The organism is Clostridioides sp. ES-S-0048-02, from assembly GCF_020658495.1.
Classification (GTDB): Bacteria; Bacillota; Clostridia; order Peptostreptococcales; family Peptostreptococcaceae; genus Clostridioides.
The window spans coordinates 192,347-205,669 of record NZ_JACVWH010000005.1 but is presented as its reverse complement, the minus strand read 5'-3'; the positions used below and the strand labels follow the sequence as shown (position 1 = coordinate 205,669).

The following is a 13,323-nucleotide window of genomic DNA, read 5'->3' as shown; positions in this document are numbered from 1 at the left end:
CTTTATTTGTTCATATTTTATAGCTAACATATATCAAGGTTATTTTTCCTATTTCACTATAGAATACTTATTTTTCGATGTTTTTTTATAGTATTATTATGATAAACTATATTTTATAAGTATTTATTTTAAATTATTATAAATATTAATTTTAAAATAATAGAATTATTATATTTATGAGAATAAATGGTATAATAAAAGGTAAAGTGTCAAATATCCGCTAAACTAAATAGATTAATTAGTATATACATTAAAATATAAACAATTTAAATAAATAATAATTTATAAGGAAAGGAAAGATAGAATGGTATTTACGAAAAGTAATAAGTATGACAAAGAGTTCCTCATGAAAAATATGATGGGACCTAATTGTATAAAAATACTAGAGGAACTGACAAATAAGATAAAATTAGAAAAGGGAATGCGTATTTTAGATTTAGGATGTGGAAGAGGTATATCTTCTATATTTTTAGCAAATGAATTTGATGCAACTGTATTTGCAACAGATTTGTGGATAGAACCAACTGAGAATTATGAAAGATTTAAGGACTTTAACTTAGATAATAAAATATTTCCAATACAAGCAGAGGCACATGAATTACCTTACGCAGAAGGTTTTTTTGATGCAGTAATAAGTGTTCATTCTTATCACTACTTTGGAAATAAAGAAGGTTTTTTAGAAAATCACATATCACCTCTTGTAAAAGAGGGTGGAATAATTGCAATGGCAATGCCAGGATTAAAACAAGATTTTGTAGATTGTATACCTGATGAACTTATTCCATTTTGGCAAGATAACATGAATTTTCATTCTCTTAAATGGTGGAATGAGCTTTGGTCAGAATCGGAGTCTGTGATTTTAGAGAAATGTGAAGCTTTAAGTTGTCATGAAGAAGCATGGCAAGATTGGCTAAACTGCGATAATTCTTATGCAAAAAATGATAAAAAAATGATGGAAGTAGAAGATGGTAAGTATTTTAATACAATTTCTCTAATAGCTAGAGTTAAATAAAAGTTGGAGTTAGATAAAGACTAGAGCTTGATAAAGATTTGAATCAGATAAAGATTAGAGTTAGATAAAAATTCAAATACAAAAATAATTATTCAAATATAAAGATGATTATTTAAATACAAAATGATTTTTTAGAGAATTTATACCCAATTGGACTATTTAGGTTGATTGGGTATTTTTATTTTGTAATAATATACTAAAAATAAAAATTTTATGTCACAAAGTACTTTTTAAATTGTCTAACTTAATATGGGGGTGAAATTATGAGTGAAAGTACACAAAATAATGTAAAAAAAGATGAAATAGAAAATTTGATAGATAGAGCTATTTTAGGAGACAAAAATCTCTTGAAATTTTGTTATTGGATGTACAGGATTTAGTATTTAATTTATCTTTAAGAATGTTAGGTACTGTACAGGATGCAGAGGATGCCAGTCAAGAAATTATGATACGTGTAATTACTCATCTATCTACATTTAGAAAAGAAAGTTCTTTTTCTACATGGGTATTTAGAATAGCATACAATCATTTACAAAATTATAAAAAAAGTATGTTTTCTAAACAGCATTTAAGTTTTGAATATTATGGAGCTGATATCAAAAATGGCAAATCAAAAGATATACCTGATTTATCTCAAAGTGTTGAAACTTCTATTATTGAAGAAGAACTAAAATATTCATGTACAAATGTAATGTTACAATGCTTGGATGTAGAGAGTAGATGCATTTTTATTTTAGGTACAATGTTTAAACTAAATAGTAAAGTTGCTGCTGATATTTTGGAGATATCTTCTGAAGCATACAGACAGAGGCTATCACGAATTAGGAAGAAAATGGCCTCATTTTTAGATGGGTATTGTGGATTAAGTGGAAAGGGGGTATGTCAGTGCAAGAAGCGTATTAATTATGCAATAGTTAATCACCGTATAAATCCTAAAAACTTGGAGTATTCTAGTCTAGAAAAAGATGATGATAATACTATATTTAAATTTAAATCTGCTATGGAGGAAGCTGAAAATTTTTCAACAGTATTTTCAAGACTTCCATCATATTATTCTAGTGAAAAATTAAAAAAATTTCTAACAGATTTTTTACATTCAGACTGCTACTCAATAATTAAAAATTTATAAATAATTAGAAAGTTTTTAAAATATGATGCAAAACTTTAATAAGTATTAAGTATGAGTATTAGAAGTTATTTAGATATGTAATTTTAAAAATTAATTAATGAGTATTTTAAAATAGCTATATGGTATTTGAGTATCAATCAAGTATTTAAATAATTTTTAAAAATATTAATAAAATTAATATAAAAGGGAGAGAAAATTATGAAAAAAAATTGTATATTAGAGTTTTTAAATGCACTGAAAAACAATAATTCAAGAGAGTGGATGATGGAAAATAAAGAATGGAAAAAAGAAGCTACATTGCAATTTGAACATTTGGTACAAGATATAATTAATACTTTAGCTTATCAAGATAAATCTATTGCACATCTAAATGCAAAAGATTTAATATTTAGGTTGAATAGAGATACTCGTTTTAGTAATGATAAATCACCTTATAACCCATCATTTAGAGCACATATTTCATCTGCTGGACGAGTACCAATTCCAGTAGGGTATTACATAGATATTTCTCCACAAAATATATTTTTAGGAGCAGGACTTTTTACACCACAGCTTTCAGATGCAACAACAAGAGTGAGGGATTATATACTTAAACATTCAGATGAATTAGAATCTATTTTGTATAATCATAAATTTTCAGAGAATTTTACTTTAGATGGCGAAAAACTAAAAAATATTCCAAGAGGATATCCAAAAGATTTTACTAAAGGAGAGTATTTAAAACACAAAAGCTGGTATATTGAATATCACTTACAGGATAGTGACTTAGACAATTTATATGAATTTTGTAAAATGGTTACTGATAAATTCTTACTTATGAAACCTTTTAATGATTATATTAATAAAGCTTTAGAAGGCTACAAAATGCCTGAGAGAAAAGCTTAAACATAAGAAATATGAGTAGAGTATAATCGGGGCATAATATTAGTAAAAGTTTAAAATATAGTACAGTTAAAGTGTAATAAAGTGTTAAAATATTTGACAAATCGAAGGGTTGCTCTTATACTCAATACAAGTAAGGTACCTTTTTAAAGGACTTATTCGAAAAAAATCATATAATTAGTAAAATGTATGATTACAAAATTAATAATTAATTTAGGAGGTAAAAATCATGAATGAAACTCAAGATGAAAATTTATTAGAGCAATTTTTTAAAGTACAATCGTTACTACATAAATTTCACCTTCAAAATCATAAATCACATGGTTTTTTTAGAGGAACGCATAGAGGTCAAGGAAGAGTATTATCTATGCTAAAAATAAAACCAGAAATTACTCAAAAAGAACTATCTTATTTGCTTGATATGAGACCTCAATCTTTAGGAGAGTTGCTTTCAAAACTAGAAAATCAAGGATTTATTACTCGTACACCTTCAGAAAAAGACCGTAGAGTAATGGTAGTAAGACTGACATCAAAGGGTATGGATGAAATTAATAAAATTGAGCAGGAAGAAGACCCAACTAATAAAATATTCGATATTTTAGAAAAAGAAGAAAAAAGTATTCTAAGTGATATTCTTACTAAGATTACTAATGAGTTGGAGAGAACTATAAAAAATGATGATAATATTAATTTTGATGGGGCGCATATGGGAGCACACTCAAGACCATATCCTGGTCAACGCTTAAGTTTTAATGGAAGAGAAGGTTTTGGAATGGGGCATATGGGTTCACATCCAAATCCACATGAGGAACCACATCCAAGTTCTCAAGAAGAAAAAGAGTTTTACAATCCACGTATGGAAGCATTTCAAGCTTTTTTTAATAGAGAAGAATTCTTTGAACAAATGACGAAACAGCATCCAGGATTTTTTGAACAGATAGCAAAAGAACATCCAGAGTTTTTCAAGAATAAGAAATTTGATGAGCAGAATGTATCTAAGGATGAAAAGTATAGCGAAAAGGATGTTAATGAAGATTAGAAACTATCTATCTTCCCACTATAATTATATCATAAATAAAAAGTTTTTTTAAGACTATGAATATATCCTCATTTCTATATAATTGATATAGCGGATTAAACGTTAATTTCAATTGAGGAGGATTATAATATGAATCTAAATGATTTTGAATTGAATCTTGAAAATGAATGGCTCCAAAAAGTTCTTAAAGAAGCTAACAGACAGCTTGAGGAAAAACGTAGAGAAAAGGATAAACTAAAAAAAGATGCTATAGAAACTCAAAGGGAATTATGGAGTGATTTGGGGGCTATTTCTATTGAAAATGGATTAGAACAACTTTCTGAGTTTATGTCATTTATGGATGTTATGAAGCATCAAAAAAGGAGCCATGAATTTACTGAAAAGCTCAAAGATAAATACGAAAAAATGATTGAATCTCCTTATTTCGGACGAATTGACTTTACTGAAGATAATGAAGTTGATACTCAAAAGTGTTATATTGGGCTATCAAATCTCATTGATGATGATTATGATTTTTTTGTATATGATTGGCGAGCTCCTATTTCAAGTATGTTTTACGACTATGAGATTGGACAAGCAAGTTATGATTGCCCAGAAGGATTAATCTCTGGAGAAATAACTAAGAAAAGACAATATAAAATAAAAGATAGAAAAATTGAGTATATGTTTGACAGCAATCTAAATATTGATGATGATGTCTTACAAGAACTTTTAGGCAAAAACTCTGATGAGAAAATGAAAACTATAGTTACAACTATTCAAAGAGAGCAGAATCAAGTGATTCGTAATGAAGATTATAAAAACTTAATTGTACAAGGCGCCGCTGGAAGTGGAAAAACATCTATAGCACTTCATAGAATTGCATATTTACTATATAGACATAAAGATAAAATAACATCTAAAAATATAATAATATTTTCTCCAAATAACATATTTAACGACTATATATCAAATGTATTACCACAACTTGGTGAAGATAATATTTGTCAGACCACATTTAAAGACTATATGCATCAAGAATTAGGAAATGATTTTAAAAAAGAAAGTCCATCAGAAATGATGGAGTATATATTTGATAATAATCAAAAAATAACATATAGAGATAGGATAGAAAATATAGAATTTAAAACATCTTCAGAGTTTGTGGATATATTAAAAAAATATATAACTCATCTAGAGACAGAGGATAGATGCTTTGAAGATATTATTGTGAGAGGCAAGTTGATAATTTCATCTAAGGATTTGCAAGATTTGTTTTCCAATGATTATTCAAATCTACCAATCAAGAGAAGATTAGAAAAGATAAAATCAAGAATAATGTTTCTAATTGAACCATATGAAAAAATTTGGGTTGATGAAATATTTAAAGAACTTGAAGAATCTGAAGATTATATAGAAAAAGAAGAAATGATAGAAAAAAGTACTCTTATTGTAAAAGAAAATTTGAAAGAAATCTATTCTAAAGTTTTAAAAATGACAGAGCTAGACTTGATAGACACTTATAAAAATCTATTTGAGAATTTGGAGATGTTTTTAGATAAAACGAATATTGAGTATGATAAAAATCTTATAGATAATATAAGAACTTATACAATGGATAATTTGAGTGTAAAGAGCCTTTATTATGAGGACCAAGTTGCTCTTTTATATTTAAAAGGGGTTCTTGGAGGTATCCCAAATACATCACAAATTAAATATGTAATCATAGATGAAGCACAGGATTACAGTCCATTACAATATGAAATATTTTATAAACTCTTTAATTCTGCAAATATGACTATATTAGGAGATATCAACCAATCAATCAATCCATTTATGAATATTGGAGATTACAATAATATTCATGATATATTAAAGAATGATACTTGTATAATAAATCTAAGTAAAACCTATCGTTCAACAATGGAAATTACTAGATTTTCAAGAAAACTTCTTACTGAATCTATAAATGATGAATATGTTGAAAGACATGGTGATGAGCCTAAGATAATCGGTTTTAAAGATAAAAATCAACTGAATAAAAAACTTATTGAAGATATAAAAGGTTATAAAAAGAAAAATTATAACTCTGTTGGTATCATAACAAAAACAGTTCGTGAAGCTAGAGAAGTATACGAGTTTTTAAAAGAGAATGATGTTGATGTACAGTGTATAACAAAAGATGATGATGAGTATATAAATGGCGTGTTAATAATGCCTTCATATCTATCTAAAGGGCTTGAATTTGATGTGGTTATTATATATAATGCAAGTAATAAAAATTATAATAATGAAGATGAAAGGTTGCTCCTTTATACTTGTTGTACAAGAGCTCTTCATGTACTAAACATATATTATTTAGATGAGATAAGTTCTTTATTAAAACAATATTAAAGTAAGATTAAAGTAATACTAAAACGATATTAAAACAATATTAAAATAATATTGAAGTAATATTAAAATAATGAAATTTTAACTCTTTTCTAATTTTTTAGGATTATTATATATTTATTATGTACTTGTAATGAATATTTATATGAGTATTTTATGATAAAGTTAAAGCCCTTAAAATTCAAAATAGATGTTTTTTAAGGGCTTTTTTAGTAGTATTATTTAGTTAGAATTTGTATAGCAGTTAAATAGTTAAAATCTGATATAAATTCTAAAAAAAATATTAATATAAAAGAGATGGTTATGTTTACTAATAAATAAATTAAAGTCACAAATAATAGACTCATAAATAATTCAATTGTTAGTTATGTTTTATATTACTTATCTTTATTTTGTATCTATTACTTCATGAGCCATCTCTACTAAATTATTCATAGATAAATCTGAGTCCTGAACTATAAATGAGTAATAAACTCCATTTTGTTTCCAGCTCAAATATTTATATTCATTAACTTCCACATCACCTGACCACTCACTAAATACATATTTACCTGATTTTTCATCAAGTTTATCCTGTTCTGTCATTTTATAACCTTCTGGTACATACTTTTGCTTGAATTCCTCATAAGAAATATTTACATCTTTGTATGTATCTACAACTTTTATATTCTCAGAATCTTTTCCAAGTACATTATTTGATGTTTTAAGAGATATTTCATCATTACCATTTTCATAGGTAAAATCAAGTGCTTTTAATTCGCCTAAAATGTTATCTTCCTTATCAAGTCCTTTTTCATTTATAGTATAAGCTCCTTTAAATTTATATCCATTACTAAATTCAGAAACTATATTAGGGGCAAATTTAAAGTCTTTTTTTACTTGTTCTGTAGTTGGGATAGATGTATAGGTAGCCCTAGTACTTGATTTTCCAATTATACTAGATATCTCTCCTGTAGCAAGAACTGTTGTACCCAAAAGTAGAGTAACAGCAAAAGTTGCAATTAATCCTTTTTTGAATGATAAATTAAATGGTAATTTATGTTTTTTATTATTAATCATTTTATAATTTTCCCCTCTTTCTGGTAGACTATTTAATGTTTTATTTAATCTATTATGAAAGCTTTCTGGAGCTTTCGGAAATGAATTATTTAATTTGTTTTTGTTCATACATTACCTCCACATTTTCTAATTTAGTTTTTAATAATTTTCTACCTCTTGATAATCTGCTTTTTACAGTTCCTTGAGGTATATCTAATATTTCTTTAATCTCATCTATTGAATATCCCTCGATATAATAAAGAACTATTGGAATCTTAATTTTTTTAGATAAACCTTGAATAGCAATATATAAATCACTGTAATCATCATCTTCTTCTACTTTTTTGTTCTTGAGAATTTCTTCAAAGGGTAGAAGATTAAACTGTTTACGTCTTAATGAATTACATTCATTTATGACTATTCTAATCAACCAAGTCTTAAAATATTGTTGTTCTTTCAGTGAGTCTAACTTTTCATATGCCTTTAAAATAGCATTGTTGACAGCATCCTCACAATCTTGGTCATTTCCTAAAATAGACTTAGATATGCGATACAAAGTCTGTTCTGACTCAAGAATATTATTAATAAATGTAGTTTTATCCAATTGTACTCCTACCTTTCTATGCAAATCGTAGCGCTACTTTTTTGCCTTACACTTATTAGATAAAATTTTACTATAAATGGTTCACTTTTTTTAAATAATTATTTTATTAGTAGGAGTATCCCTAATTTTTTTCATTTTGAAAATAGAAAATAAAAGAAATTGAAGAAAATACAAAGGTACCTTAAAAATAGTGTTGACAAAATTATAAGGTACCTTTATAATTAAAAATAGATAAGGTACCTTAATAAAACTGAAAAAATAAATTAATAGAAAAAATCGAGTTAATTAGGAGGAGTTAATATGAATTATTACAAAGATAAAAGAGAAGGATTTAGAGGATATGGAGGTCCTCATAGACATCCATGGAATCATGTATGTGAAGGGTGCAAAATATTTGAAATGATGTGTCATGAAGGATTTGCACCAAGAGGATACGAAGGAGGTCATGGCAATAGAGAATGTAGAAGTCATGACAATAGAGAATATAGAGGTCATGAAGGATTTGCGTCAAGAGGATACGAAGGAGGTCATGGCAATAGAGAGTGTAGAAGTCATGAAGGATTTGCGCCAAGAGGATACGAAGGAGGTTATGGCAATAGAGAATATAGAGGTCATGAAGAATTTGCGCCAAGAGGATACGAAGGAGGTCATGGCAATAGAGAATATAGAGGTCATGAAGAATTTGTGCCAAGAGGATACGAAGGAGGTCATGGCAATAGAGAATGTAGAGGTCATGAAGGATTTGCACCAAGTGGTCATGAAAGAACTTACAGAGAATTTAAAGAAAATGAAGAATTTGATGCTAAAAATTATCAAGAAAACAATGAATATCAGAAATGTGGAAGATTTGAAAACCAAAATGTAGATGAAAAAATAGTGTCTGAAAATAAATCAGATACTGAGAAAAATAATATAAAAGAATATGAAAAAATTTATGAATCTAAAACAGCAACTGATGAACAAGTAGAAGAGGTTAATAAAAATAATACTAAAGAAGAAATTAAAGGTGAAAAAAAAGATACTGATAAAAAATAGGGTTAGAAATTCAATAAATAAACAATTAAATTAAAGGTTAAAAAATAAATATCAGAATACAAATAAAAACATATTATTGACTAAATCAAAAAGGTGATAGCTTTAAAAAGACTGTCACCTTTATTTTTTTATAGTTGTTTATTGGTGCAAGTATTTCAATAAATATGGGAGATAAAGATTAGTTTTATTAGGAATGATTAAAAACATATAAATTTGAGTAGATATAAGTTACAATTTACATTTTTATGATAACATTTTCTTTACAATTTTTTAGATATATGTTAATATTTAGAAAAATGCATATGTATTCATAAAATAGCCTTAAAATAGATAAAAAGGCTATAAAAAAGAAAACGTATGCAATAACAAGTCAATAAAGTTAGATTATACTTTATAAATTTGGGAGGATATAATCATGGGAAAATATCAAGAATCAAAAAGAGTTGTAAGAAATTACTTTGAAGCATTAGAAAATGCCAATGGAGATGAAATTAAAAAAATTTTAAAACAGCACATGAAGTCAGATTATGACTGGAGAGGCGTATATCCATTTCGTGAACAAAAAGGAGTTGAAAATGTAGCAGATATATTTTGGAAGCCTTTAAAGCATTCATTGAGTAATATGCAAAGACGACAAGATATCTTCATTGCAGGTACTAATGAAATTGATAACAGTGAGTGGGTAATGAGTATGGGTCATTTTATGGGACTTTTTGATAATGATTGGCTTGGGATTAAGCATACTCGCAAGATGATTAGCTTAAGATATGCGGAATTTAACTGTGTGCAGGATGGTAGAATTTCCAAAACTGGATTATTTGTAGATATAATTGGATTTATGATTCAGGCAGGCGTCAATCCATTGCCACCACAAACAGGTTCATATTTTGTATATCCAGGACCAATTGACCATAATGGATTACTTTTTGAAGATGCAGATGAAGTAGAGGGGGTTAAGACTTTAGCATTAGTCAATAAAATGGTAGATGATTTGTCTGAACTAAATGACAGTGGTTCTATGGGATGCCCACCAGAGATACTTGAAAAATCATGGGCTAAAGATATGATTTGGTATGGACCAGGGGGGATTGGAGCTTCTTATACTATACCTAGATATCAAGAACAACATCAATTGCCATTTAGAAATAATTTAAAAGGAAAGACTTTTAATGGACATGTATGTAGATTCGCAGAAGGTAATTTTGCTTGTTTCTTTGGATGGCCTAACTTAAGCAATATCCCATGTGGAGGATTTTTAGGATTGCCAGGTGGAGAGGTTAAGGCAGATATGCAAGTCGTTGATGTTTACTATCGTAAAGGAGATAAACTTAAAGAAAATTGGGTGTTGATTGATATTCCATACTGGTTAAAACAACAAGGTCTTGATATTCTTGAAAGAACTAAAAGTATTTTTAATGTTTAATTTTTAATAATTAATTTTGAATACGTATTCAAGGAAGGAGATAATGTAAATTGAAGTATATTGATAAAAATGATGTAAGAGAAAAAGATAAAGAAAAAGCAAAAGCAAAAGAAGTTGATATAAATGAGATTAAATTAAGTAATGTTGGAGTAAATAAAGCTAATAATGTTGAAGTAAATAAAGCTAATATAGATAAAATCAATGAGAATAATACTATTAAAAAAGCTGAAGAAATTACATTGAAGGGAGAAACAAATATGGAGTCTACAAAAATTTACTATGGAGATTCACTAGAAGTAACACCTGTTGGAGTAATGGATTATAATGATTTTTCAAATCAAACAAAAAGGGAGCAGAAGTTACCTGGATTTGATTCCAAATATAGAGATTTTGTAGACTATATTATGAAAATTACACATAATATTTGGGAAGAAAAAGGTATTGGAGTTATTTATGATACATATCACAATAATGTAACAATGCACTGTGGTTCTTCTAATTTAGTTGGTATAAAAGATGTTATCTCAAATACTCTTCAAACTTTACATGCGTTTCCAGATAGAAGGCTGATTGGTCAAAATGTAATATGGTCTAATTTTGGTGCTGATGGTTTTTTGTCTTCTCATCGTGTTTTGTCGACAGCAACTAATTTAGGTGACAGTAATTTTGCTCCAGCAACTGGAAAAAAGATAAATTTTAGAACTGTAATTGATTGTGCTACTACGAATAATAGAATCCATGAAGAATGGCTAGTTAGAGATAATCTATGGATTGTTACTCAGTTAGGATTAAATCCTCAAGAAGTGGCAAAAAATATGGCAAAGGCAAGTGCATCTAAAGTATTGAGTTTACAATCAACTTATGGTATTTGTGAGTCTATGGATGGTCAATTTATGCCAGCAAAGTATCAAGCTAAAGATGATTCTGTTGGTGAAATGATGCTTGAGATGACAAGTCGTATTTACAATTATAAATATATAAATGAAGTTAAAAAGTACTATCACGATAATGCAGTAGTACATTTCATATGTGATAAAGATTTAAATGGGTATGATGAGATTCAAGGAATGATTGTAAGTTTACTTGCTTCAATTCCAAATGGCAGTTATGAAGTAGAAAGAGTAACTTGTAATCAAAAGGAAAAAAATGAAGGATATGATGTATCTGTGAGATGGAGACTACGTGGAATAAATGAAGGCATTGGATTTTTTGGACAACCTTCTGGTAAGCATGTAGAGGTAATGGGAATTAATCATTATCATGTACTACAAGGTAAGGTAAAGGAAGAATGGATGACTTTTGATGGTATGGATGTTTTGAAGCAGATGTACATGGGTGTAGAAGAGTAAGATAGTTTAGAGTATAAATATTTTTAGAAATTATATAATAAGTATTCTTGTTATATAATTTAAGCAAGAAATATGTATGAAAAGTAAAAATTTAAAGTTTTAGCAATAGTATGCTTAATAGTAAGGGAGGGGTAATTATGAATAATATGAAAACAACAGATGTGATAGAAAATGATATTATACTAGGAAAAGATTATTCAAATCTAAAAAGGGGAATTGCATTTTTTTCGATTGCTTTAATATACTTTTTCTATTGCTATAACTTTATGGTAGGTACCTTTATTAAACCAACAATGATTTATACTTTGGCAGAAGGTGGATTTGGGTTTTCATTAAAACAGACAGAAGAAATATTTGCTGTCATGTCCTTTGGTACAATTCCAGGTACATTCATTTTTGGAGTAATTTCTACAAAGCTTGGTAAAAAGAAAACTTTAATTAGTGTAGCTTTATTAATTGGGTTGACGACTTTTATTCCAATGTTATCTCCTACAAATATTATATTGTGGAAAATTGCACGTTTATGCACAGGGGTAGTATTGGGTGGTGTATTTGGAACAGCTATGCCTCTAGTTGCAGATATGTTTCCAAGCAAATATCGTGGTAAGTTAGCTGCTGTATTAACTGCATTATTTTCACTAGCTATGATTTTTGGTGGGAAAGTGTATGGATTTTTAGGTGATGCAAATTGGCAAATATTAATGTATACTGCGATTATACCACCTATAGTTGGAGCTATTTTGGCATTTTTCTTTGTACCAGATGATTCAGAGTATACAAGAGAATTAGTTAAAAAAGGAAAAGAAACAGGTGAAAAAATTAGCTATGTAAGTATGTATAAGGGGAAATATTTGTGGATTGGACTAGGAACAATTATTTTATCAGGTGCTAACTTCACAGCATACTCAGCATTTTCAAACAATGCAACTACATATTTGGTAACAGGGATAGGAATGACAGCAGCAGTAGCAGGTTCTATATATAGTTTACAAGGAATTGGGCAATTAGTAGGATATTTATTTTGGGGTTCAATAGCAGATAAATTTGGAAGAAAAGTACCTTTTATAGGGATGGCATTAGCAGCAGTATTTGTATTTATATATACAAAACTAGGAGGAAATAATACAACAGCATTTTATATTATATCAGTATTATTAGGAATTGCTGTTGGGTATTCTGGAGCATGGGGAGCATACTATACAGAATTATTCCCAAGTAAATATCGTTCATTGTCCTCTGGAATGTCATTTAATGGAGGAAGAATTATATCTACATTTGCAATTCCTGCAATAGCTGGTACAGCTTCTGGTGCTTTAGGTATGACAACTATTTTTTATATATCAACAGCAGTATTTGTAGCAGGTGCTATTGTATGGCTGTTCTTACCAGAAACATTAAACAAGAAAGAGTAGAATTCTAAGAACTATTTTGTTGGTTAGAAA

At 28.1% G+C, this 13,323-nt stretch carries 11 protein-coding genes; 9 read left to right on the top strand and 2 right to left on the bottom strand.

All coding sequences use genetic code 11. The features are described 5' to 3' along the window. Positions 1-304 precede the first annotated feature (304 nt). The 5 genes from IC173_RS09160 to helD all read left to right on the top strand — a co-directional run bounded on the left by IC173_RS09160 (position 305) and on the right by helD (position 6,435). Entirely contained in the window at positions 305-1,012 is a 708-nt protein-coding gene (locus IC173_RS09160) for an SAM-dependent methyltransferase (protein WP_227433502.1), read from the top strand. 355 nt (positions 1,013-1,367) lie between these two features. Further along, complete coding sequence (locus IC173_RS09155) at positions 1,368-2,141, top strand: RNA polymerase sigma factor (RefSeq protein ID WP_413927542.1); 774 nt, start codon at positions 1,368-1,370, stop codon at positions 2,139-2,141. A gap of 198 nt (positions 2,142-2,339) precedes the next feature. Further along, complete coding sequence (locus IC173_RS09150; protein ID WP_227855445.1) at positions 2,340-3,026, top strand: DUF2461 domain-containing protein; 687 nt, start codon at positions 2,340-2,342, stop codon at positions 3,024-3,026. Between the two features lie 226 nt (positions 3,027-3,252). After that, complete coding sequence (locus IC173_RS09145; RefSeq protein WP_227855444.1) at positions 3,253-4,062, top strand: MarR family winged helix-turn-helix transcriptional regulator; 810 nt, start codon at positions 3,253-3,255, stop codon at positions 4,060-4,062. Positions 4,063-4,191: 129 nt separating this feature from the next. After that, the gene (helD, locus tag IC173_RS09140; protein ID WP_227855443.1) at positions 4,192-6,435 is read left to right on the top strand and encodes an RNA polymerase recycling motor HelD; all 2,244 of its coding nucleotides are present in this window, start codon (positions 4,192-4,194) and stop codon (positions 6,433-6,435) included. Between the two features lie 384 nt (positions 6,436-6,819). Here helD and IC173_RS09135 read toward each other — a convergent pair whose 3' ends face one another. Next, the gene (locus tag IC173_RS09135) at positions 6,820-7,599 is read right to left on the bottom strand and encodes a hypothetical protein (RefSeq protein WP_227433497.1); all 780 of its coding nucleotides are present in this window, start codon (positions 7,597-7,599) and stop codon (positions 6,820-6,822) included. Then, positions 7,577-8,074 (bottom strand): RNA polymerase sigma factor, encoded by a 498-nt coding sequence (locus tag IC173_RS09130; protein WP_227433496.1) that lies wholly within the window; start codon positions 8,072-8,074, stop codon positions 7,577-7,579. The genes IC173_RS09135 and IC173_RS09130 overlap by 23 nt, the downstream gene beginning before the upstream one ends. A 300-nt stretch (positions 8,075-8,374) precedes the next feature. On the opposite strand from IC173_RS09130, the gene IC173_RS09125 reads away from it, so the two are divergent. From IC173_RS09125 to IC173_RS09110, 4 genes are all read left to right on the top strand, one after another. Next, positions 8,375-9,109, top strand: a complete 735-nt coding sequence (locus IC173_RS09125) for a hypothetical protein (protein ID WP_227855442.1) — start codon at positions 8,375-8,377, stop codon at positions 9,107-9,109. A gap of 415 nt (positions 9,110-9,524) precedes the next feature. Next, positions 9,525-10,532: a nuclear transport factor 2 family protein gene (locus IC173_RS09120; protein WP_227855441.1), complete on the top strand. Its 1,008-nt coding sequence runs from the start codon at positions 9,525-9,527 to the stop codon at positions 10,530-10,532. A 50-nt stretch (positions 10,533-10,582) separates the two neighbouring features. Beyond that, positions 10,583-11,881 carry an ester cyclase gene (locus IC173_RS09115; RefSeq protein WP_255613352.1) on the top strand — a complete coding sequence of 433 codons (1,299 nt, stop codon included), beginning with the start codon at positions 10,583-10,585 and terminating at the stop codon, positions 11,879-11,881. A 137-nt stretch (positions 11,882-12,018) separates the two neighbouring features. Further along, positions 12,019-13,293, top strand: coding sequence for an MFS transporter (locus tag IC173_RS09110; RefSeq protein WP_227835894.1), 1,275 nt, complete (start codon positions 12,019-12,021; stop codon positions 13,291-13,293). Positions 13,294-13,323 lie beyond the last annotated feature (30 nt).